Source organism: Curtobacterium sp. AC268, from assembly GCF_979258745.1.
Genome location: NZ_OZ409878.1, coordinates 2,471,237 through 2,492,924, shown reverse-complemented (window position 1 = coordinate 2,492,924; position 21,688 = coordinate 2,471,237). Strand labels below are relative to the sequence as shown.

Annotated in this window: 18 protein-coding genes; 8 read left to right on the top strand and 10 right to left on the bottom strand. The window is 69.8% G+C overall.

The window, feature by feature from the left end; all coding sequences use genetic code 11:
* Positions 1 to 37 precede the first annotated feature (37 nt).
* From aztB to ACZZ9K_RS11815, 4 genes are read left to right on the top strand one after another with little or no spacing between them, the layout of a single operon-like run.
* Positions 38 to 931 carry a zinc ABC transporter permease AztB gene (gene aztB / locus ACZZ9K_RS11830; protein WP_463444134.1) on the top strand — a complete coding sequence of 298 codons (894 nt, stop codon included), beginning with the start codon at positions 38 to 40 and terminating at the stop codon, positions 929 to 931.
* Complete coding sequence (locus tag ACZZ9K_RS11825) at positions 928 to 2,154, top strand: ABC transporter (protein WP_463444133.1); 1,227 nt, start codon at positions 928 to 930, stop codon at positions 2,152 to 2,154. Before aztB ends, ACZZ9K_RS11825 begins: the two co-directional genes overlap by 4 nt.
* Entirely contained in the window at positions 2,151 to 3,053 is a 903-nt protein-coding gene (locus tag ACZZ9K_RS11820) for a metal ABC transporter solute-binding protein, Zn/Mn family (protein WP_463444132.1), read from the top strand. Before ACZZ9K_RS11825 ends, ACZZ9K_RS11820 begins: the two co-directional genes overlap by 4 nt.
* 26 nt (positions 3,054 to 3,079) lie before the next feature.
* Positions 3,080 to 4,258 (top strand): hypothetical protein, encoded by a 1,179-nt coding sequence (locus ACZZ9K_RS11815; RefSeq protein WP_463444131.1) that lies wholly within the window; start codon positions 3,080 to 3,082, stop codon positions 4,256 to 4,258.
* Positions 4,259 to 4,361: 103 nt separating this feature from the next.
* On the opposite strand, the gene ACZZ9K_RS11810 is transcribed toward ACZZ9K_RS11815, so the two are convergent.
* From ACZZ9K_RS11810 to ACZZ9K_RS11795, 4 genes are all read right to left on the bottom strand, one after another.
* Positions 4,362 to 5,699 (bottom strand): ABC transporter substrate-binding protein, encoded by a 1,338-nt coding sequence (locus ACZZ9K_RS11810; RefSeq protein WP_463444130.1) that lies wholly within the window; start codon positions 5,697 to 5,699, stop codon positions 4,362 to 4,364.
* A 62-nt stretch (positions 5,700 to 5,761) separates the two neighbouring features.
* Positions 5,762 to 6,712: a carbohydrate ABC transporter permease gene (locus tag ACZZ9K_RS11805; protein WP_228516621.1), complete on the bottom strand. Its 951-nt coding sequence runs from the start codon at positions 6,710 to 6,712 to the stop codon at positions 5,762 to 5,764.
* Complete coding sequence (locus tag ACZZ9K_RS11800; RefSeq protein WP_027467229.1) at positions 6,709 to 7,623, bottom strand: carbohydrate ABC transporter permease; 915 nt, start codon at positions 7,621 to 7,623, stop codon at positions 6,709 to 6,711. The genes ACZZ9K_RS11805 and ACZZ9K_RS11800 overlap by 4 nt, the downstream gene beginning before the upstream one ends.
* Positions 7,620 to 9,653, bottom strand: a complete 2,034-nt coding sequence (locus tag ACZZ9K_RS11795; protein ID WP_463444129.1) for a beta-galactosidase — start codon at positions 9,651 to 9,653, stop codon at positions 7,620 to 7,622. Before ACZZ9K_RS11795 ends, ACZZ9K_RS11800 begins: the two co-directional genes overlap by 4 nt.
* A 215-nt stretch (positions 9,654 to 9,868) precedes the next feature.
* Here ACZZ9K_RS11795 and ACZZ9K_RS11790 point away from each other — a divergent pair, with 215 nt between their 5' ends.
* Positions 9,869 to 10,891: a LacI family DNA-binding transcriptional regulator gene (locus ACZZ9K_RS11790; RefSeq protein WP_071251736.1), complete on the top strand. Its 1,023-nt coding sequence runs from the start codon at positions 9,869 to 9,871 to the stop codon at positions 10,889 to 10,891.
* An 84-nt stretch (positions 10,892 to 10,975) separates the two neighbouring features.
* Here ACZZ9K_RS11790 and ACZZ9K_RS11785 read toward each other — a convergent pair whose 3' ends face one another.
* A complete protein-coding gene (locus tag ACZZ9K_RS11785) occupies positions 10,976 to 11,332 on the bottom strand; it encodes a VOC family protein (protein ID WP_027467232.1) in 357 nt (118 codons plus the stop codon).
* An 85-nt stretch (positions 11,333 to 11,417) separates the two neighbouring features.
* A complete protein-coding gene (locus ACZZ9K_RS11780) occupies positions 11,418 to 12,032 on the bottom strand; it encodes a GNAT family N-acetyltransferase (protein ID WP_463444128.1) in 615 nt (204 codons plus the stop codon).
* Between the two features lie 88 nt (positions 12,033 to 12,120).
* Here ACZZ9K_RS11780 and ACZZ9K_RS11775 point away from each other — a divergent pair, with 88 nt between their 5' ends.
* Positions 12,121 to 12,765 carry a TetR family transcriptional regulator gene (locus tag ACZZ9K_RS11775; protein ID WP_463444127.1) on the top strand — a complete coding sequence of 215 codons (645 nt, stop codon included), beginning with the start codon at positions 12,121 to 12,123 and terminating at the stop codon, positions 12,763 to 12,765.
* Positions 12,766 to 12,843: 78 nt separating this feature from the next.
* Positions 12,844 to 13,305: a DUF4383 domain-containing protein gene (locus tag ACZZ9K_RS11770; protein WP_027467234.1), complete on the top strand. Its 462-nt coding sequence runs from the start codon at positions 12,844 to 12,846 to the stop codon at positions 13,303 to 13,305.
* Between the two features lie 61 nt (positions 13,306 to 13,366).
* Here ACZZ9K_RS11770 and ACZZ9K_RS11765 read toward each other — a convergent pair whose 3' ends face one another.
* Complete coding sequence (locus ACZZ9K_RS11765; RefSeq protein ID WP_463444126.1) at positions 13,367 to 13,525, bottom strand: hypothetical protein; 159 nt, start codon at positions 13,523 to 13,525, stop codon at positions 13,367 to 13,369.
* A 27-nt stretch (positions 13,526 to 13,552) separates the two neighbouring features.
* Complete coding sequence (locus tag ACZZ9K_RS11760; RefSeq protein WP_463444125.1) at positions 13,553 to 13,879, bottom strand: DUF1264 domain-containing protein; 327 nt, start codon at positions 13,877 to 13,879, stop codon at positions 13,553 to 13,555.
* Positions 13,880 to 13,968: 89 nt separating this feature from the next.
* Between ACZZ9K_RS11760 and ACZZ9K_RS11755 the strand changes: the two genes are divergently transcribed.
* On the top strand, positions 13,969 to 14,790 hold the full coding sequence (locus ACZZ9K_RS11755; protein ID WP_463444124.1) for an aldo/keto reductase: 822 nt from the start codon (positions 13,969 to 13,971) through the stop codon (positions 14,788 to 14,790).
* Positions 14,791 to 14,848: 58 nt separating this feature from the next.
* On the opposite strand, the gene ACZZ9K_RS11750 is transcribed toward ACZZ9K_RS11755, so the two are convergent.
* Positions 14,849 to 15,451: a HEAT repeat domain-containing protein gene (locus ACZZ9K_RS11750; protein WP_463444123.1), complete on the bottom strand. Its 603-nt coding sequence runs from the start codon at positions 15,449 to 15,451 to the stop codon at positions 14,849 to 14,851.
* Positions 15,451 to 21,285: a putative toxin gene (locus tag ACZZ9K_RS11745; protein WP_463444122.1), complete on the bottom strand. Its 5,835-nt coding sequence runs from the start codon at positions 21,283 to 21,285 to the stop codon at positions 15,451 to 15,453. The genes ACZZ9K_RS11750 and ACZZ9K_RS11745 overlap by 1 nt, the downstream gene beginning before the upstream one ends.
* Positions 21,286 to 21,688: the final 403 nt, after the last annotated feature.

Here is a 21,688-nt window from a genome sequence, read left to right as displayed (position 1 = left end):
CAGTATCGATACTCGTTTTCATGTAGCGTCTCGGACCGTGACCTGGCTGACCGATCCGTTCTCCGTCGACTTCATGGTGCGCGCCCTGGTCGGCGGCTCCCTGGCGGCGGTCCTCTGCGCCGTGGTCGGCACGTGGGTGCTGGTCCGGGGCATGGCGTTCCTGGGCGAGGCGCTCTCGCACGGCATGCTGCCCGGCGTCGCGATCGCCACCCTGACCGGGATCCCGCCGGTGCTCGGCGCCGCGGTGAGTGCGGGCGTGATGGTGCTCGGCGTCGGGGCACTGCGACGTCGCGCCCGACTGTCGTACGACACCTCGATCGGCCTGCTGTTCGTCGGGATGCTCGCGCTCGGTGTGATCATCGTCTCGTCCTCGCGGTCGTTCGCCACCGACGTCACCGCGATCCTGTTCGGCGACGTCCTCGCCGTCACCCGAGCCGACGTCGGCGGCCTCGCGATCGCCGCAGCCGTGGCCCTGGCCGTCGCCGTGGCGTTCCACCGGCCCTTCACCGCGCTGGCGTTCGACACCCGCAAGGCCACGACGCTCGGGCTGCACCCGCGCCTGGCCGAGGTCGTGCTCATCGGGCTCGTCACCCTGGCGGTCGTCGCCTCGTACCGAGCCGTCGGCACCCTGCTCGTCGTGGGCCTGCTGCTCGCGCCGGCGGCCGCCGCCTGCGCCTGGACCCGACACGTGGCCTCGACCATGCTCCTCGGCGCCGGGATCGGTGCCGCCGCCGTGCTCGTCGGGCTGCTCGTCTCCTGGCACGCCGGCACCGCCGCCGGCGCGAGCATCGCCGCGGTCGCCGTCGGCAGCGTGGTGGTCTCGCGCGCCCTGGCCGTCGTCGTCCTGCGGCGCACCCCGATCCCCACACCGGCGCGCGCGGCCGCGCCGGCAGCACCACGATCCGCCGCACCGTCTCGAGAGGGAGCATGAAGCACTCGACCACCAGCCGCGCCCCCGCGCGCCTCCTGTCCACCATCGGCCTCGCCACCGGCCTGGCCCTCACCGGCACCGCCTGTTCCACGGGCGCCCCGTCGGCCGACAGCTCGACCGGCACCGCCCGCCCCCACGGCTACGTGGCGGGCGCGAGCGAATCCCAGGAACCCGAGGTGCGCCTCCTGGCCGTGTCGGCGACCGGCGCGACCGCGCTGCACGACCTGCTCACCGAGGAGACCACCGAACTCGAGGACGTGGACGCACCGGAGCACTCGGCGACCGACGGCCGGTTCCTCGTGACGAGCGATGCCGACCGCACCACGATCGTCGACGGCGGGTCCTGGACGGTCGACCACGGCGACCACACGCACTACTACGCCGCCGAGCCCCGGGTCGTCGGCACGATCGACGGCGGTGGCCGGGTCGCGGTGCACTCGTCCGAGACCATGACGACGATCACCTGGCCGGACCGGGCCGAGGCCGTCGTGCTCGACCGTGAGGCACTGGGCCAGGGCGAGGTCGACGAGACCGCCCGGATCGACGCGAGCGTCCTGCTGCCGATGGGCGAGCAGCTCGTGGCGGCCGACGGGGACACGGTCCGCGTGCTCGACCCGGACGGCGAGGCGACCGACGCCGCTGACACCGCCGACACCACTGAGCAAGCGTGCACCGACCCCGCAGGCGGGATCGTCACCCGCGCCGGTGCCGTCGTGGGCTGCGCCGACGGAGCGGTCGTGGTGGACGACACCGGCGAGCCCTCGTTCGTCGACCTGCCCGACGGCGCCGAGCGTCCGACGGCCTTCGCCGCACGTGCCGGCCGCCCCACCGTCGCGGGCCTGGCGGGCACGAGCGGGTTCTGGTTGCTCGACGTGCGTCAGGGCTCGTGGCGGCTCGTGCCGACCGATCGGCCCCTGCGCGCCGTGGTCGCGGTGGACGACGAGGACGAGCACGTGGTCGGGGTCGACGACTCCGGGCGGGTGGTCGTCGTGACTGCTTCGACGGGGAAGGTCGCCACGACCGAACCACTGATCGACGCCCGAGCCGGCGACACCGGCACCGACGACCCAGCACCGCTGCTGCAGCTCGACGCCCAGCGCGCCTACCTGGCCGACCCCACGGACGGCACCGTGCACGAGATCGACTTCGCCGACGGCGCCCGGGTCGCCCGCACGATCGAGCTCCCCGTCGCCCCCGTCGCCTTCGCCGAGGTCGGACTGTGACGGGCACCAGGGCCCTGACCGCGGGCCTCGTCGCCGCGGTCGTCGCCCTCGTCGCCACCGGGTGCACCACCGCAGGCTCCGACCGGCCCCTCGTCGCGGTGACCACGAACATCCTCGGCGACGTCGTCAGCGAAGTCGTCGGGGACCAGGCCGACGTCATGGTCCTCATGCCCCCGGGCGCCGACCCCCACTCGTTCGAGGTCTCCGCGCAGGAAGCCGCCCGACTGCGGAGCGCCGACCTGGTGGTCGAGAACGGGCTCGGGCTCGAAGAAGGGGTCGCCCGTCACGTCGCGGCGGCGGCCGAGGACGGCGTGCCGGTCTCCACTGCCGGAGACGCGTTCGACCCGCTGGAGTGGACCACCGAGGACGACAGCGGCCCCGACCCGCACTTCTGGACCGACCCCGCCCGGATGGTCGACGTGGTCGAGGCCCTCGACCAGGACCTGCGCGACGCCGGCATCGAGCCGACCGGCACCGACGCCTACCTGGACGAGCTCCGCGACCTGGACGACACGATGACGACCGCGTTCCGGACCGTGCCCGAGGAACGCCGGGCGCTCGTCACGAACCACCACGTGTTCGGGTACCTGGCCGACCACTACGGGTTCCGGGTCGTCGGGGCGGTGATCCCGAGCGGGACCACCCTGGCCTCCCCGAGCGCCGCCGACCTGCGCGACCTGGCCGAGGCGATCGACGAAGCGGGGGTCCGGACGATCTTCGCCGACGCCTCGCAGCCCGCGCGACTGGCCGAGGTGCTGGCCGAAGAGGTCGACCTGCACGTCGAGATCCGCCCGCTGGCGACGGAGTCCCTCACCGAGGACGGCGACGCCTCCACCTACCTCGGCATGATGCGCTCGAACACCGAGGCCATCGTCGACGGCCTGTCGACTGGTAATTGAGAATGAGAATCAATACAGTGAACAGCATGACGAACACGAAGACGCTCCGGGCCGTGTGGCCCGCCGCCCTGCTCGGCGCGGCCGCCCTGGCCCTGACCGGGTGCGCCACGAACACCGACGCCGGGTCCGACAGCACTGCTAGCCCGGAGGCCGACGGGACCCGCATCACCCTGACCTACGACGGCGGCCTGCTGGTCCTCGACCAGGACCTGCGGGTCGTGGCCGACGACGAGATCGACGGCTTCACCCGGGTCAACCCGGCCGGTGACGGACGCCACGTGCTCGTCACCGTGCCCGAGGGCTTCCGGGTCCTCGACACGCAGGCCGTGCCCGCCCTGACCGACGCGGTGTTCCCCGCCGACACCGGCGGCCACGCGGTCGTCCACGGCGACCGCACCGCCCTGTTCGCCGACGGCACCGGCGACGTGACGACGTTCGACCACACCGAACTCGACGGCGCCGACCTGCCCGAGGTCGAGACGACGAAGTCCGAGGCCGCCCACCACGGCGTCGCGATCGAGCTCGAGGACGGCACGCTCCTGACCACCATCGGCACCGAGGAGAGCCGCTCCGGCGTACGCGCCCTGGACGCCGACGGCAAGGAGACCACCCGGTCCGAGGAGTGCCCCGACGTGCACGGCGAGGGTGCGGTCACGGGCGAGGTCGCGGTGTTCGGCTGCACCGACGGTGCGCTGGTCTACCAGGACGGCGCGTTCGAGAAGATCGACGCCCCGACCGAGTACGGCCGCACCGGCAACCTGTTCACCACCGAGGACTCGTCCGTCGCGGTCGGCGACTACAACGACGACCCCGACAGCGAGGGCTACCTGCTCGACCAGATCGCCCTGATCGACGCGGCCTCGGGCGAGTACACCGTCGCGGACATGCCCGACGGCGTCGGCTTCACGTTCCGCGACCTGGCCCGCGGCCCCGGCGACGAGGCCGTCGTGCTCGGCGACGACGGCGCCCTGCACACCTTCGACGAGACCACCGGCGAGCAGCTGGAGTCGTACCCGGTGGTCGACGCGTGGGAGGGCCCGACCGAGTGGCAGGACGCCCACCCGGCCCTGAAGGTCGAGGGTGACGTCGCCTACGTCACCGACCCCGCCGAGCAGAAGGTCCACGCCGTCGACCTGACCACCGGCAAGGTCATCGCCTCGAGCGACGAGCTGCCGGGCGTGCCGAACGAGATCGCGGTCGCGTAGGGCTGGAACCGGCCCGAGACGCGACAGGAGGCCCGTGGCGATCCCGCCACGGGCCTCCTGTCCGCTGTCAGCGCGTGGACCGCGCGACGTCAGCCGCCGTCCGTCAGCCCTTGACCGGGATCGACTGCGCCTTGAGCGCCGCGATGGTCTTGGACTGCCCGGACTCGAGCGCCTCGGCCAACGTGCCCGAACCGGACGCCGCCTGCCCGAAGCCGTCGGAGACGTCCGAGTAGGTCTGCGTCATCGTCGGGCCCCAGGTGAAGGGCTGGATGTCCTTCGCCGCGGTGGCGAACTCCTCGTAGATCTTCTGGCCGCCGTAGAAGTCGAGCCCCTCGGTCAGGGCCGGCAGGTCGGCGCCGGTGGTCGAGGCCGGGTACAGGTTGGCCTCCTTGTTCAGTGCGGAGAGCGCCTCGGTCGAGGTGTTCAGCCAGACCAGGAACTTCGACGCCTCGGCCGGGTGCGCGCTGCCCGCGAAGACGACGTTCGACGAACCGCCCCAGGCGGCCGACTTGGTCTCACCGGACTTCCACTGCGGCATCGGCGCGACGGCCCACTTGCCCGAGGTCGACGGCGCACCGCTCGAGATGGTGTTCGCACCCCAGACCGCGGAGACCCAGGTCCAGTCCTTGCCGCTGTCGTAGGCGCTGTTCCACTGGTCGGTGAAGCTCGGAAGGGTGTTGACGAGCTTCTTGTCGATCAGGTCCTGCCAGTAGTCGGCGACCTTCTTCGACGCGTCGTCGTTCAGGTTGACCTTCCAGTCCTGGCCCGAGTTCTCGAACCACTGGCCACCGGCCTGCGAGACGAGCCCCGCGAACTGGTTGACGTCTCCCTTGGCGAAGTTGGTGATGTTGCCGCCGAGCGCCTTGATCTTCACGGCGTCCTCGGCGTACTCCTCCCACGTCTTCGGGGCGTCGAGGCCGGCCTTCTCGAACAGGTCCTTGCGGTAGTACAGCGCCATCGGACCGGAGTCCTGCGGCACCGCGTAGACCGACTTCGACTCACCGAAGGTCACCTGGTTCCACAGGCCGTCGGAGAAGTCCTTCTTCGCGTCGCTGATGCCGGCGCACGCGCCGATGTCCTCGAGGCCGCCCTGCACGCGGAACGCCGGCAGGGTGTCGTACTCGACCTGGCCGATGTCCGGCGCCTGCTTGGCCTTCAGCTGGTTGAAGAAGTTCTGGTAGGTGCCGCTGTTGCCGTTCGCGACGATCGAGACCTTGACCTGGATGTCCGGGTTGGCCTTGTTCCAGATCGCGACGACCTTGTCCATGTTCGGCACCCAGGTCGTGAAGTCGAGGGTGACCTTGCCGTCCGAGGGCTTGCAGCTGGCGGCCGTGGTGTCGGATCCGCCGCCGCTGCTGCTGCCGCCGGTGCTGCAGCCGGCGAGGGCCACGGTGGCGGCCACGGCGATCGCGGCGACGCTGAGGAACTTCGTTGTCTTCATGCTGTTTCCGTTCGGATGTGGTGTGGGGAGAGCTGGTGCGGGAAGGGGTGCGGGTCGAGGGACTACTTCAGGCCGCCGGAGCCGAGGCCGGAGCGCCAGAAGCGCTGCAGGCTCAGGAAGGCGATGAGCAGCGGGATGATCGAGACGAACGACCCGATGAGCACGAGGGTGCGCAGGTCCGGGTACTGGTTCACGCTCGAGTTCCACGTGTAGAGGCCGAGGGTGACGGGGAACAGCGACGAGTCGCGGAGCATCACGAGCGGCAGGAAGAAGTTGTTCCACACGGCGACGAACTGGAACAGGAAGATCGTCACGAGCGCGGGCGACATGAGCCGGACCGCCACGGTGAAGAACGTCCGGACCTCGCCGGAGCCGTCGATGCGGGCGGCCTCGATGATCTCGTCCGGCACGCTCGACGCCGCGAACAACCGCGACAGGTAGACGCCGAACGGGCTGACGATGCTCGGCAGGAACACCGACCAGAACGTGTCGGTCAGGTCGACCTGGCTGAAGATGAGGAACAGCGGCAGGGCCAGGGCGGTCGCCGGCACGAGCACGCCGCCGAGGAACACGTTGAACAGGACCTCGCGGCCGCGGAACCGGTACTTGGCCAGGGCGTACCCGCACATCGCGGAGAGCACGGTGCCGAGCAGGCCGGCGACCCCGGCGTAGGCGATGCTGTTCAGCAGCCAGCGCAGGTAGATGCCGTCCTGCCGCGTGAACAGCTCGACGAGGTTGCCGAAGAAGTCCTGCACCGAGGTGGCACTGAACCACAGCGAGAACGTCGAGTTGAAGTTCGCGGCGGTCTTGGTGGACGAGACCAGCAGCCAGAAGATCGGCAGCAGGAAGTAGAGGGTGAAGACCCCCATCACGATCATCGCGGCGCTGCGCGAGATGACGCTCTCACGGGGACCGCGCGCTCCGCGCTGGTGCGGACGGGAGGCCCGGTTCGGCTCGAGCGGTCGGCCGACGTCGCGGACGAGGTCACCTTGGGACGGGGCGTTGACGGTCATTCGGCGGCCTTCCGCTGGGTCAGTCGGAGGAACCCGATCGACAGGACGAACGTGGCGACGGCGAGGACGACCGAGAACGCCGCTGCGAGGTTGAAGTTCGGCACCGAGGACGTCGAGTAGACGAGCATGTTCGGCGTGAACGTCGACGAGATGGTCGAGGTGAACTGGCGGAACACGGTCGGCTCGGTCAGCAGCTGCAGGGTGCCGATGACGGAGAACACCGCGGTGAGGACGATGGCCGGCACCACGAGCGGGATCTTGATCGACAGGGCGATCCGGAGCTGGGACGCACCGTCGAGCTTCGCCGCCTCGTACACCTCGGCGGGGATCGCGAGGAGCGACGAGTAGATGATGAGCATGTTGTAGCCGACGTAGACCCAGGTCACGACGTTGGCGACGGCCCACAGCACGGTGCTGCCGCCGAGCAGGTCGACCCGCGAGGTCACCGCGGAGAACGGCGACAGGTCGGGGGCGTAGAGGTAGCCCCACATGATCGCGGCGATGACGCCGGGCACCGCGTACGGCGCGAAGAACGCCAGGCGGAAGAACCGCTTGCCGCGCAGCAGCGGGGAGTCCAGCAGCAGGGCGAACAGGAGCGCGAGCCCGAGCATCACCGGCACCTGCACGACGCCGAACAGCAGCACGCGGAGCACGGAGCTCCAGAACTCGCCGTCCTGGAACACCAGGGCGTACTGGCTCAGACCGCCGAAGACCTGCGTCGGGGCGCCGAACGTGCCCTGCCGCTCGATCTTCTGCAGCGACTCCCACACGGCGTAGAGGATGGGGACCAGGTAGAACGCCGTGAACAGGACGGCGAACGGCAGGACGAAGATCGCGATGGCGCGGCGGTAGCGGAACCCGCCGCCCCGGCGTCGTCGGGTCGCGCTGGGCGACTGTGCGGTGGTGGTCATGAGCGGTTCCTGTCGGTGCGGATGATCTGGGTCCCGCCGGGGGCGATGGCGGTGGTCCCGGTGACGGGGCGGTCGGCGACGAGCTCGTGGCCGGCCTCGTGGTGCTCCACGGTGCGGTCGGAGTGGTTCAGCAGGAAGACCCACTCGTGGGTGTCGTCCCGGCGTCGCACGACCTCGAGTCCGGGGCGGACGGCGGGGTCGGCGCGCACCCCGGCCTCGTCGAGGACGCGGTGGACGAACCCGCCCAGCGCACCGGCATCCAGCACCGTGGACGTGTACCAGGCGGTCCCGGCGCCGTGCTCGTTGCGGGTGACGGCCGGACGGCCGGCGAGCGAGCCCTCGGCGTAGTCGACGACGCTCGTCGCACCGCGCAGCTCGACCGGCTCCGACCAGACGCTGCCGGTCGTGCCGTCGGACAGCGCGATCGCGGCGTCGGCGGCGAGCGGGAGGAACTCGTCCACCCGCACGCCGAGCAGGTCACGGAAGGCGCCCGGGTAGCCGCCGGTGCGGACCCGGTCGCGCTCGTCGACGATGCCGCTGAAGCAGCTGACGATCGCGTGCCCGCCGCCGGCGACGTGGTCGGCGATGACGGCCGCGTGCTCGTCGCGGACCAGGTACAGCTCGGGGACGACGACGAGCGCGTACCCGTCGAGCGGTGCACCGGGGGCGACGACGTCGACGGTCACGCCGAGGTCCCAGAGCGCGGCGTGGAACGCGTGGACCTGCTCCAGGTAGCGGAGCGCGGTGCTGGGGTGGGCCTCCAGGTCGGCGGCCCACTGGTTCTCCCAGCTGAACACGAGCGCGACGTCGGCGACGACGCGCGACCCGCGCAGTTCGCCGAGCCGCTCGACCAGGGCGCCGAGCGCGACCACGTCGTGCCAGGTCCCCGACTCGGTGCCGGCGTGCGGCAGCAGCGCCGAGTGGAACTTCTCGCTGCCCTGCACGGATGCGCGCCACTGGAAGAAGCAGACCCCGTCGGCCCCGCGGGCGATGTGCGCCGCGGTGTTCCGGAGCATCTCGCCCGGAGCCTTCGCGACGTTGTGCGGCTGCCAGTTGACGGCACCCGTCGAGTGCTCCATGAGCAGCCAGGGGGCGCCGCCGGCCAGGCCACGCGTGGTGTCGGCGGCGAAGGCGAGCTCGACGTGCGGCCGGGGCAGGCGGTGGTCCAGGTAGTGGTCGTTCGCGATGACGTCCATGTCGCCGGCCCACGACCAGTAGTCGAGCGCCGTGATGTGCGCGGCGACCATGAAGTTCGTCGTGACGGGCTTGTCGCTCAGCTCGCGCAGGACTGCGGCCTCGGCGCGGTGGTGGCCGAGGAGCTCGTCGGACGAGAACCGGTCGAAGTCGATGGTCTGCGCCGGGTTCGTGAACGACAGCGTCGCGCGGGGCGGCAGCACCTGCTCCCACGCGGAGTAGCGCTGGCTCCAGAACGAGGTGCCCCAGGCGGCGTTGAGTGCGTCGACCGTGCCGTACCGGGCCTGCAGCCAGCCGCGGAACGCCTGGGCGGAGACGTCGCAGTAGCAGTGCGCGTTGTGGCAGCCGAGCTCGTTCGACACGTGCCAGAGCCGCACGGCGGGGTGCTCGCCGTAGCGCTCGGCGGTGGCGCGGACCAGGGCGAGGGCGTGCTCGCGGTAGACCGGGGAGCTCGGGCAGAACGCCTGGCGGCCACCGGGCCAGCGGGTGGTGCCGTCGGCGACGACGGGCAGGACCTCGGGGTACCGGGTGGTGAGCCACGGCGGTGTCGAGGCGGTGCCCGTGCCGAGGTCGACCCCGATGCCCGCGCCGTGCAGCAGCTCGATGACGGTGTCGAGCGCGGCGAAGTCGTACTCACCCTGCCGCGGCTCGACGTGCGACCAGCCGAAGACGTTGATCGCGACGAGGTTCACGCCGGCCTCGCGCATGAGCCGGACGTCCTCGACCCACACCTCGGGGTCCCACTGCTCGGGGTTGTAGTCGCACCCGAACGCGAGGCCCGTCGAGCCGAGGCCGAGCGCGCCGGTGGCGGTCGTCGGCAGGGTGGTGGTCGTCACGGGGATCCTCGCTGATCGGGGCGACCCGGCCGCCTCGGTCGCGTGCGACCCCTTCGACGGCGAAGGCCACCCAGTGTTCTGGGAGCGCTCCCAGTCCGTACCGGCCGATCGGGGCCGGATGTTTCTGGGAGCGCTCCCAGATCAAACACCAGCGGCTGCACCCTGTCAACTGCGAGGCGTTCCGAGGGCTCCTCAGCGCCGGATATGGTTGCCCCATGTCCGAGGTCCGATCCGCTCGTCAGCGCGCCACGATCCAGGACGTCGCCGACGAAGCGGGGATGTCGCGCGGCACCGTCTCACGGGTGCTCAACGACGAGCCGTACGTCTCGCCGAAGGCGCGCGAGGCCGTACAGGACGCCGTCCGACGCGTCGGCTACGTGCGCAGCGCCGCCGCCCGCAGCCTGGTCACCCGGCGTTCCGGGGCGATCGCGCTCATCGTCCACGAACCCTCGGTCGTGGTGCTCGACGACCCCAACATCGGCAACATCCTGATCGGCACGAACGCCGTGCTGTCCGACGCCGACCAGCAGCTCGTCACGATCATGGTCGACTCCGCCCGCGACAGCGAACGCGTCGTCGAGTACCTGCGCGGCGGGTTCGTCGACGGCGCCATCGTGCTGTCCGCCCGCGACGGCGACCCGATCACCGGCGCGATCGAGGAGATCGGCATGCCCGCGTGCTTCGTCGGGCACCCGTCCGACGCCGCGAACATCTCGTACATCGGCATCGACAACCGCGCCGCAGCCGAGCAGATCACCCGGCGCCTTGTCGACACCGGTCGACGCCGGATCGGGATGCTCGCGTCCGGGCTCGACCGCGACTCCGGCCAGGACCGCCTGGCGGGGTTCACCGCGGCACTCGGCGAGCGCTTCGACCCCGACCTCGTCGCCCGGAACCCCCTGTTCAGCTACACCGCCGGCGCCGAGGGCATGCGCGAGCTGCTCGAGCGAGCCCCGGACATCGACGGGGTGTTCGCTGCGTCCGACGCCGTCGCCGCCGGTGCGATGGACGTCCTGCAGCGCAGCGGCCGGAGCGTGCCATCCGACGTCGGAGTGGTCGGGTTCGACGACAGCGCCTGGGCGCTGCGGTGCGACCCGCAGCTGTCGACGGTGCGGCAGCCGGCGCGCCTGCTCGGCGAGCAGGCGGCGCACCAGGTCCTCGAGCAGATCGGCGGCACCGACGACGGTCCACGCGGTCTGCTGTTGCCGACGGAGGTCGTCTGGCGCGGGTCCGCGTAGCCGGCCGCGGACGGACGGGAGGCCCGTGGCGGCGTCGCCACGAGCCTCCCGTCCGTCCATGGGTGCGTCCTGCACCCAACCGGGTCAGCCCTGCGGGGGCGAGTACAGCTGCAGGTCGTTGCCCTCGCTGTCCTTGAAGGGGATGATCTTGCCCCACGGGTGCTCGCTGATCTCGCCCTGGATGTCCGCGCCGCGCTCCTTGAGCGCGGCGACCTCGTCCTCGATGCTGCCGTCCGGCTGGAACGACACGACGGCGCCGCCGTCGCTCGCCTGGCTGGCGGACTCACGCCCGTTCAGGCCGATCATCAGGCCACCGGCGTCGATCTCGCTCCAGTCGTCGGACTGGTCCTTGACGGTGAGACCGAGCGTGTCGCGGTAGAACGCGACGGCGCGCTCCATGTCGCTGACCGGGACCCAGACTGCTGCGACTCCACTTGCCATGGTGCTTCCTCTCGTCGTGGTGTGCCGTGGACGGTAGGCAGCGCTCGTGCACGCCGGTACAGGGTCGGTGTCCCCCGGGGTCGGGTCAGCCGGCGGCCGGACGCCACATGCTGATCGGGGTCGCCGCGCGGAACCCCGCGATCGGCGCGCCGTCCGCGAACCCGTGCCGTCGGTACAGCCGACGGTTCACCGGGGTGGAGGACTCCAGGTACGCGCCGTCCGACGTCCGGTCCGCGCGCTCGAGTGCGTGGCCGAGCAGCAGTCCGCCGATGCCCCGACCCCGTGCTGACGCCGACACCCCGATCTCGGTGAGGTACCAGTGCGGTGTGACCGGGCGGGCGCGCTCCATGCGGCGCAGGTGGGCCAGCGCACGGAGCGCCCCGCCGAGCCCCAGGGCCCGGAGGAACGCCGGCACCTGCCGCACGAAGGCCCGGACGCCACCGGGCTGCCGACCGGGCGCCTGCCAGAAGGCGGCGCCGACCACCCGCTCACCGATCGTGGCGACGTCCACCCGACGCGCGGGCATCGGCACCGACCGGATGAGCGCGGCGAACAGCCCGGTCAGCACGGCCGGACGGTCCTCGCCGGGTCGCGGCGGCCGGAACTCGGCGAGCACCGGGTCGTCGGCGAAGGCCTCGGCGAGGACGGCCGCGGCCGCCTCGAGCTCGGCGGGTCCTGCTGCTCGGACGACGGTCTCCATGCTGACCCCTCGGGTGCTCGCTGATTTGGCCACCTGGCCGACTTCATCTTCGCGGCCGGTCCTGCACGCGCCCCGTACGCTTCCTGTGATGACCGACGAGCAGCAGACGCGCGGGTACCGCAGCCGACAGGACCGGCGTGCGGAACTGCTCGACGCCGCTGCCCTGGTGGTGCGGGACGACGGCCTGCGCGGCCTCACCACCCGGGCCGTCGCCGCTCGAGCCGGCGTCGCCCACGGTGTCGTGCACTACGCCTTCGGGGCCCGGCGCAACCTGGTCGTCGCGCTGCTGGAACGGCAGGCGCGTGCGGTCCTGCCGCCGGTGCTCGCGGCCGCCGACGAGCACGACGACCTCGCCGCGGCGCTCGAGCCGGGGATCTCGGCGTACCTCGACCTGGTGCGGCGCGAGCCCGAGCGGTTCCGGGTGCTCGAGGCCCTCAGCGCGACGGCCCTCGCCCCGGACGGCGACGGAGACCTGCTCGACGCCGAACGTCGGCTCTGGCGCGACGGCGTGGTCGCCGGGATCGCGCGCTGGACCGCGCGGCACGGGGCGGCGCCGTCGGAGCCGGTGCCCGTGGTCGCCGACGCCGTCATCACCCTGGTGGACGGGCTCGCCCGCGCCGCGTGGAGCGATCCGGACGGCACCGCGACGGCCCGATCGCGAGCGCTGCTGGTGCGCGGATTGACCACCGCGGTGACCGCCGTCGAGACCGCCGCCGTGACCGCCGAGCACTGACCTGCAAACCGACCGGGGAAGCGCTCCGAATGTCATGTGTGCCGCACACTGCGGCGCGTACAGAAAAGAGGGCTGATCATGACCAGCAGCGCAGCAACCGCACGCACCACCTCCGGTTCGACGTGGACCCAGCGGGGCGCGTTCGTCTTCGGTGTCGTCTTCCTGATCGTCGGCATCGCCGGGTTCATCCCCGGACTCACCATGGACATGGGCTCGATGTCGATGGCCGGCCACGGCTCCATGGCCCTGCTCCTGGGCCTGTTCCAGGTGTCCGTCCTGCACAACATCGTGCACCTGCTCTTCGGCATCGTCGGGCTGCTCGCCGCCCGCCGTGCAGCCTCCGCACGCCTGTACCTCGTCGCCGGCGGCATCGTCTACGCGGTGCTCTTCGTCTACGGGCTCTTCACGGCGGGCATGGCCGGTGGCGCGAACTTCGTGCCGCTGAACAGCGCGGACAACGTGCTGCACGCCTTCCTGGCCGTCGCGATGATCGTGCTCGGCTTCGTCCTGCCGCGGATCGGGACGCGCACCGCGCGCTGAACCGCAGCACACGACGGACGGGAGGCCCGTGGCGACACCGCCACGGGCCTCCCGTCCGTCGTCAGGGGCGTCCGTCGTCCGCGTCGACGACGCCCGGGGTCGGGCTCGTGCCCGTGAAGGCGTCGCGCATCGTGCCGACACCGCGCTCGCCCTCGCGGTTGAACGACCACATGAGCATCGGATCGCCGATCGGCAGGTCGTGTGCGGGCTGCGAGCCCATCGGGGTGCTGTGCCAGGTGTGCCAGGGCTAGCCGTACGAGTTCACCAGGTGCCCCATCAGCTCGGTCTCGACCGAGATCGGCAGGCCCGGAGCGACGAGTTCACCGGAGAACACCTCGTGGTTGTGCGGGTGCCACGACGCCTGCTCGCCCTCGGGCAGGTGCGCCTCCATCTGCACGTCGGGCTCGCCCTTCACGCAGTGGAAGCCGACCACGTAGACGTCGAAACCCCGCAGCGGCGCCGAGGTCTGCAGCACGGCGGCGCCCCGGTCGAGCAGGGCGAGCTCGAAGCCGCCGGCCGATCCGGGCGGGGTGACACCGGTCTTCCGGTCGTGCACGGTGGGCTTCAGGGGCATGGGGGCGTCCTTCCGTCCGTTCGAGGTGGGCGCCATGCAACCCGGCAGCCCCTCGGAACGCTGTGCGGTTGCGGCGTACTGTCCGCTGCATGCCCGCACTCATCGACACGTTCACCATGTCCGACGGTCTGCACATCCCGAAGATCGGCTTCGGCACCTGGCAGATCCCGTCCGGCTCCGACGCGTACGACGCCACGAAGACGGCCCTCGACCTCGGCTACCGCCACATCGACACCGCCCTGGCCTACGGCAACGAGGCGAGCGTCGGCGAGGCCGTCCGCGACAGCGGCATCCCCCGCGACGAACTCTTCATCACCACGAAGCTGCCGGCCGAGATCAAGACGGCCTCGGGCGCCCGCGACGCCTTCGAGGAGTCGAGCCGCAACCTCGACCTCGGACACGTCGACCTGTACCTGATCCACGCGCCGTGGCCCTGGAGCGACATGGGCTCCGACCACCGCGACGGAAACGTCGAGGTGTGGAAGGTCTTCGAGGAGCTCTACGACGCCGGCCGCACCAAGAGCATCGGTGTCTCGAACTTCGCCGTCGCCGACCTCGAGGACCTGCTCGGCCGCACGGACGTCGTCCCGCACGCCAACCAGATCCGCTGGTTCATCGGCAACACCCAGGACGAGACGACCGCCTTCGACCGCGAGCACGACATCCTGACCGAGGGCTACTCCCCGCTCGCCACCGGCGGACTGCTCGAGAACGAGCAGATCGCCGAGATCGCGGCGAAGTACGACAAGACCGTCGCCCAGGTCGCGATCCGCTACCTGCTCGAGAAGGACGTCCTGCCGCTGCCGAAGTCCACGACCCCGTCACGCATCGCCGAGAACGCCGACGTCGACTTCGTGCTGGCCGCCGAGGACGTGGCCGCGCTCGACGCGCTCGAGGACACCGCGAGCTGACGCCGGCCCCACCGAGGACTGGAGGCGCGGTGCCAGCTGGCACCGCGCCTCCGGTCCGTCAGACGGCGGGCTCCACCCCGATCTTCCGCAGCCCGAGCGCAGCCTTCTTCCGCACCCACGGGCGGTCGTCGGTCAGCTTTTCCTGCAAGGCCTCGCGCGCTCGCGGGTTCGGCCGCTTGCTCAGTGCGAAGACCGCGTGCCCGCTGATGTCGTGGTCGTCCATGAGTTGCAGGAGGACGTCGACCGCTTCGGGCCGCTTCGACTTCCCCAGCGCGAGGGCCACCATCTGGCGAGCATCGCCGTACTTCCGGTCAAGCGCGAGCGCTGCCACGTCATCGAAGTACGTGTCCACGTACGCTGATTCGATCGAGGCCCCCACCGCCCAGCGTGTATCCGCTTCGTCGGTGAAGTTGCGGAACGCCTCAATCAGCGCAGGCATCGCCGTGCCCTTTGCCGACGGGTTCGCCAGCGCATGAGCGATTACCCGCTGCATCATCGGCGTCCGCGCCTTCCGCAGCCACTCGAGTAGCGTCGGCACCGCGTCCTTGTACCGGATACCCGATTGAGCGAAAGCGGACAGGTTCGGGAAGTCGTACCCCAGCGCTCGGAGGTCGGCCAGGATCGCCGACTGCTCGGCAGTTTCTTCTGGTGTGAGCGGCATCAAGACCCCGGGAGCACTTGGTGGATTTTGACCAGACCGTCTTCTTGCGCCTTCAGGAGCCGCGGAGACGGAGTGGTGTTCGTTCGGAGATACAGGTTGAAGGTCGCACCTTCCCGCTTCGCGATAGCAGCGAAGTCACGCAGCTGCGAAGTCCATCCCTGGTATGAAACGTTCTTGACCTCGCCGAGGTTGACCCCTTCCACGTAGAAGTCGGGGATACGGTACGCCACCTTTCCGCTAGGCGCCTTGAACTGACGGTTGTTCTTGGTCAGGCCGAGGTAATCGGCGGCCCATGCCTCACCTGCTCGGCCCTTCGCAGCGTTCGCGGCCAGCCTGGACGCAACCGCTTCCGCCGCCGCCGCTGCGTCCGCGCGAGCCTGCGCAAGCTGGTAGGTCCTTGCAGTAGCACGCCCCCCTGCTCCGGCCATGCCCACAGCGGCCGCGCCCTTCTCCGCAGCCCCCTCGAGGGGAAGGGCGTTGAACAGGTCGAGGAGCTGACCGAGCTGCCAGGCGGCCCACTGGGTGCGCGCCTCGCCTGCCAGTGCCTGTTTCCTGGAGACCTCGAAGTTCGAGTACGGTCCGACCGGGTGGGGCTGCGCGATGCGAACACCGCTGACGTACGTGTAGGTCGTTGCCGGCCGGGGTGCAGACGGTCGGCGCGGGATGGTCACCCAGACACGGCCGTTCGCGCCGTGGTTGATACCGCTCGGAGCGTGGGGGTTGACGTGCTCCACCCCACCGCCACAGTTGCCGCCTCCGCCGATGGCCAGGTAGCACTCGCCGGTCGCGTCGGTGTTGTTGACGGGGTCGTTCGCACCGTACCCGTACGCGTTGTTCTGACGAGGGTTGTCCGTCCCGGAGACCGGGTCGACCGACAGGAATCGTCCGAGCGACGCATCGTAGGCACGCGCTCCGAGTTGCACGAGCCCGGAGAAGTCCGACACGGGTGCGTTGAGGAAGCCACGCTTCGATCCCCACGTCGGCGAGGGCTCGCGCAGGTTGCCGAACGGATCGAACCAGCGTCGGACAACCTTGCCGTCCGAGACCGAACTCTCCAGGTCGGCGTTCCCGTCGATGTCACTGTCGAGGGCCTTGACGACCTGACCCGTCGGTTCGACGGAACGCTCTGCGATCAGGACGCCGGCGAGGGCGTACGTGCGCGTGGCTCTCGGCTCTGCGTCCGAAGGCTCCTGCCTGAGCTCGGTGTCACCGAGGAAGAGCGCGGCGCCATCGACCGGGTCGATCTGGAGCAGGAGCGCTCCTTCGGCGTCGTAGATCTCCTGCTGTTGCCCCGAGCCGGACTGGATCGACGACACACTGCCGTCGGCGCCGTACGACAACGAGAGGTCGTCGTTCTGGATGGTGTTGCCGGCGGGATCGTAATCGTAGGTCGAGTTCTCGACAGCTGATCCGGCTGTGGCCTTGGCAACCTGCTCCACGGCGTGCGGGTGGGCGGACCCTGGCGATGCATAGGAGTAGCTGGAGACGACGTCACCGCTGGCCACGTGCTTCGTTTCCGAAGTCCGGTTCCCGGTTTTCGTGTCGTACTCGTACGAGTTCCAGAAGGGGCTCGCGCCACCGAGACCGCCGACGACGGGATCATTCGCACAGCTCGCTGTCGGGGTCCATGCTTCGGTCAGTTCCTGCAGGGAGTCGTACGCGTAGCACTGGATTTCGCTCCCCGCTGCGCCCGTCGTCGACGTCGACGTGATCGATCCGGCAGCGTTCCTCGTGTAGGTCCGCTTCGCCTGGACGACCGTGGACGAACCCGTCCCGGTTTGATCCAGGATCCCGGTGAGCGCGCCGGTGGCCGCATCGCGCGTGTACGCCGTCGTGTTGACCACGGTGCCGTCACGATCCACCTGTGCGACCCGGTTGAGCGCGTCGTACGTCAGTCCGGCGTAGCTCTTGATGCCCGCGAGACTGCTCGGCGCCCCCAGTGCGTTGTACGTGTAGGTGGAGCGCTCCGCAGCGATACCCCCGATCGCGGGAGCGGTCACCGAAGCGAGCGATCCGTCGGTGTTGTAGGCCTGCTTCGTCGTGTAGGTGGTTCCCCCGAAAGCCGGAGCATCAGCCGGGATGCTGACCGTGCGCGCGGTCGGCTGGTTGGAACCGTCGTAGCCTCCGATCGAGGTCGTGTAGGCGCTCCCAGGGTGACCAGGAGTGGAACCGACGTACCGCGTGCTCGAACTGAGTTGTCCGATCTTGACAGAGTCGTAGGTCCACGAGCTGTCGATGGCGCCGTTCGTGCCACCGACGTAGCGGGCGGTCTCACGATCGAGGTCGTCGTACTGCGTGGTCAACGTCACGCCGCGCGCGTCGGTGCTGCTCGTCTGGCGACCCGCGGCATCGAAGGCGTACGTGGACGAGCCAGCGTCTGGATCGTTCGCTGCGACACGACGGCCCAGCACGTCGTAGGACCACGACCACCGGTTTCCCGCCGGGTCCTGCATCGAACTCAGCGCACCGCGCCCGTCGTAGGTGTAGCGCGTGTCTTGGCGCTCGGTCGAACCGAACGCACCGAGGTACTCACGGTAGGTCGTCTTCTTGCCGAGCGAGTTCGTGAAGATCGATGTCGGCGTCCCCCCTGCCGGCGGGAGGACGTCCACTTCGTCCGCACCGGAGTACCGGGTCGTCGTACGGTACTTCTCGACCCCGTACGAAGACGTGATCTCCGCCGTGGAACGGCCGACGGCGTCGTACTGCGTCTCGACGCTGGACTGGATCTGCTGCTGACTCACGGGGAGGAACAGCTTGTTGGACGGAGCGCTTCCGCTCGACCAGTAGTCGTTGTTCACCAAGGTGGGTCGGCCTTGACTGTCGTACGCCGTGTCGGAGACGACGCTGCCCCCGGAACTCGACGGGCGCTGCGTCTGCACTTGCCGGCCGAGCCCGTCGTAGAGCGTGAAGGCGGTGGTCGTTCCGGTCGCGTTGAGCGAGGTGGTCGCCACGGCGAGAGGGGCAGTCTGGGACTCGGTGTAGGCGTAGGCGTAGTTGGGCGCTGAAGGAAAAGCAGCCTTCGCCCGTCCTGGCATCCAGACCTGGGTCCGCCGACCGAGCGGGTCGTAGCTCGCCGTCGTGACGCTGCCGTCGAAGTCGGTCACGCTCAGGACCGAGTTCCGCCCCGGCTCCAGCGTCTCCGTGTGCTTCCAGCCCTTGACGTTCGTCGTGGTCACAGCCGTCACCGGGCCGCCGGTCGTCGGTGTGTAGGTCGTCGCCGTCGTCCGCCCGATCTCGTCAGTGGAGGAGGTCACCCTGCCCATCGCGTCGAACTGTGCAGCAGTGGCCTTCGTCCACACCGGAACCGACCCGGAGTACGACGAGACGGTCTCCACCTTCGTCGGATCAGCGCGCGTCGGGACGGCGCCGAGCGCATCGTTGTCGTACGTCGTCCGAACATCCGACATGACGTCGCTCACATCGGGCGTCTCCGTGTCGCACGGGACATCGACGACCTTCTCCTCGAGCGGTACGCCGACCAGCCAGGTGGTCGTGTTCGCCGGAGCGTAGGTCGTGGTCGAGCAGGTCGACCCAGCGTCGGAACTCCGCGTCTCTTCCTGGATCTCCTCACCGTGGGAGTCGTAGTCCTTCGAGGTGACCACTGACCTCGTCGCCCCAGAGGAAGTCGGCTCCGTCACCCTCGAGGTGCCCTCGTCGACACGACGAGCTTGCAGCGTTCCGTCGTCCGCCAGGACCGACGAAGACCACGGAGTCTGCACCGTGGTGGAGATGACCGCTCCGCCGACCCCGGCCCGGACGACCGTTTCACGCGTCCGTCCGGCGAGCCACGGTGAATCGTCCACTCCGGGCGCTCCGGTCACCGCGACGGACTTGGTGCCACCCGCGTCGGAAGCCCTGTCGCCGTCGAGCCCCCGGTAGAAGACGTACGCGGTGACCTGTTGATCGGCCGGCGAGGACTTGGCGCCATCGCGCACTTCTACGGTGTCGTAGCCAGCGTAGTTCGACCAGGTCCGGTACTTCGACGGCACGAACGGCGTATTCGAGTAGCGCCATGCCGGCTTGCCGGTGTACGCGTAGCTCGTCTCGTGCGGCCGGTCGTTGCCCCCACCGGTGCGGGGATCATCCACGACACTCGTCACGACGTACTTGTGGAAGAAGTCGAGTTTCGGTTCCTGCGCCGGAACGACGTTGCCCGTCCACCACTGCGGGAAGCACCGCCGCACGTTGTTCGCCAAGTCGCCCTTGAGCGACGGGACTTCTGCCGGCGTGCAGTCCTGGCCCGAGTAGTTGACGGATGTCACAGCACCTGTCTCGGAGGTGATGGACGAGATTCGCTGCTTGTCCAACGGCGCGAGGCCATCGACCGCCCAGACCCGGTTCTGCATCGCCACGCCGCCGAACTTCACGGCGGGCTCGGTGAGCGAGCTGCTCCCTGAGTACCCGGTGTGCTGCACCTGCGTCATCCACAGCGCAGCGTTCGTCCCGTCTCCCGGCGACGGGAACGAATGCGACAGCGTCCACTTGTCGACGGTCGCGTAGGAAGATCCCGACCGCACCGCTGTCGTCACCGTGTCCAACATGCCATCGGTCCAGAAGCTCGGGACAGTGGTGGCGGTGCATGCCGACGTGCAGAACTGGTCCCACGGCACGTCCGGGTAGTAGGTCGGCTTCGCGGGCTTCGTCGCGGCAGCTGTTATGGCTTCACTCGTGCAGTTTGCGTGGGTTGAGTCGCTGCACCGTCCGTACGCGTTGTAGCCGAAGGTGACTCGTCCGCTCGCGGCGTTGGCCGTGTAGACAGTGGCGGCAGTGAGTCCGTAGTCGATGTGATCGAGCTGGCCGCCTCGGACGTAGCTGGTGGCACCCGAACCGTTCTTGCCGTAGCTGTTCGTCTCCGCGTCGTAGTAGAAGGCCTCGGCATTCCCATGGACATCGACGACGTAGTCCAGGTTCCATCGCCACGCCTGTGTGCAGGACGACGCAGCGAACGTCGACGCATGGCAAGGCTCCCCGGCGTCGTTCCCGAACACCGGCACCGTCCAGGTCGAGTTGGTCGTGGCCTTTCCGGACGCCCATCCAGGCAGCTGGTTCTTCCCGAAGTAGTACTGCGTTCCGTCGGTCGTCGTGACGCGCCAGCAGTCGGTGTCGTAGGTCCCGTTCGGCGAGCAACCGGATCCGGTGCCGACGAGGTGCTCGATGCGTGACCCGTCATCGGATTGCATCTTCCACGTTCCGGAAGTCTTGTCGCGAACCAGCGCCGCATTGTGGCCAGCGAGGGAGAGCGTCGCGTTGTCCGCTTTCCAGCACTGGTCACCGGAGGTCTTCACCGGACCGGACGCACCGTCGTCCTGAGAACATGGCACGTACCGGCGCTCGATGGAGCCGGCCGCCGCGAGGTCCCACCCGTCTCCGACGGCCGAGGGCTGGTTGTTCGTCGAGCCGGTCTCGCCGTCGACACTCTGCGAGTCGTACGCAAGCGCGATGTTGGGGCTCGGGCCTGCCGGCGGTGCAGGAGCCGTCATCGGGTACTGCCAGGTGAAGTCTCCGGTCTGCGCGGACACGTCCCACGACCCGGATTCCTTCATGGACGTTGCGGAGAAGCTCCCCGAGCCACTGCTCGACGCCGTCGCACTCGTTGCGGCGAGGGTCACCGTGCGAGCAGCGAGCATCGGTGTCAGGACCACGCTCTTCGCCGAGGTCAACGTTGCCACCGGCACCGCCGCTGCCGCAGAGTACGGCTTGTCGCCGTCCAGCTGCACCCAGCGTGTGCGGTGTGCGTAGTCCGCACCGAACTGCTGTGCGAGCAGCTTGGTCGGTACCTTCACCGCGACGGGAGCAGCGTTCTTCCGGGTCGTCGGGCGTGTGAGCTTGATCACGATGCCTTGGAGGTGTTGGTGTTTCGCTGCGGCACGAGAGGCCACCCGTGCGGTCACGTGTTCGAGGACACCGGTCGAGGTGTCGGCACGTGCGGCGGCGACTTCGAGTCCCGTGTCACCGAGCGCGCGCCATGCCCCGCTCACCCGTGCTGCGGTCCCCCCGGCGGAAGCAGAGGTGACGAGGCCAGTCCCCGGCAGCTCCCCACCGAGGGAGAGATCCCAGCTGTTCGCCGTCAGGTGCTTCGTCGGAGTCGTGACCGTCTTCGATGACGACGCCTGGACGTGCTGGTCGATCGCACGCGCATGGCGACCCGAAACGGAGGTCCCGAGATCGGCGACGATGCTCGAATCGCCGGAATTGACGTAGGTCAAGACGGAGGTGGTGACCGCCACGACTGCGATC

Excerpts from the sequence above, each read along its gene's own strand:
- ACZZ9K_RS11825 (WP_463444133.1), top strand. The coding sequence starts at position 928 with ATGAAGCACTCGACCACCAGCCGCGCCCCCGCGCGCCTCCTGTCCACC.
- ACZZ9K_RS11815 (WP_463444131.1), top strand. The coding sequence starts at position 3,080 with ATGACGAACACGAAGACGCTCCGGGCCGTGTGGCCCGCCGCCCTGCTC.
- ACZZ9K_RS11810 (WP_463444130.1), bottom strand. The coding sequence starts at position 5,699 with ATGAAGACAACGAAGTTCCTCAGCGTCGCCGCGATCGCCGTGGCCGCC.
- ACZZ9K_RS11805 (WP_228516621.1), bottom strand. The coding sequence starts at position 6,712 with ATGACCGTCAACGCCCCGTCCCAAGGTGACCTCGTCCGCGACGTCGGC.
- ACZZ9K_RS11800 (WP_027467229.1), bottom strand. The coding sequence starts at position 7,623 with ATGACCACCACCGCACAGTCGCCCAGCGCGACCCGACGACGCCGGGGC.
- ACZZ9K_RS11790 (WP_071251736.1), top strand. The coding sequence starts at position 9,869 with ATGTCCGAGGTCCGATCCGCTCGTCAGCGCGCCACGATCCAGGACGTC.
- ACZZ9K_RS11785 (WP_027467232.1), bottom strand. The coding sequence starts at position 11,332 with ATGGCAAGTGGAGTCGCAGCAGTCTGGGTCCCGGTCAGCGACATGGAG.
- ACZZ9K_RS11780 (WP_463444128.1), bottom strand. The coding sequence starts at position 12,032 with ATGGAGACCGTCGTCCGAGCAGCAGGACCCGCCGAGCTCGAGGCGGCC.
- ACZZ9K_RS11775 (WP_463444127.1), top strand. The coding sequence starts at position 12,121 with ATGACCGACGAGCAGCAGACGCGCGGGTACCGCAGCCGACAGGACCGG.
- ACZZ9K_RS11770 (WP_027467234.1), top strand. The coding sequence starts at position 12,844 with ATGACCAGCAGCGCAGCAACCGCACGCACCACCTCCGGTTCGACGTGG.
- ACZZ9K_RS11765 (WP_463444126.1), bottom strand. The coding sequence starts at position 13,525 with ATGGGCTCGCAGCCCGCACACGACCTGCCGATCGGCGATCCGATGCTC.
- ACZZ9K_RS11760 (WP_463444125.1), bottom strand. The coding sequence starts at position 13,879 with ATGCCCCTGAAGCCCACCGTGCACGACCGGAAGACCGGTGTCACCCCG.
- ACZZ9K_RS11755 (WP_463444124.1), top strand. The coding sequence starts at position 13,969 with ATGCCCGCACTCATCGACACGTTCACCATGTCCGACGGTCTGCACATC.
- ACZZ9K_RS11750 (WP_463444123.1), bottom strand. The coding sequence starts at position 15,451 with ATGCCGCTCACACCAGAAGAAACTGCCGAGCAGTCGGCGATCCTGGCC.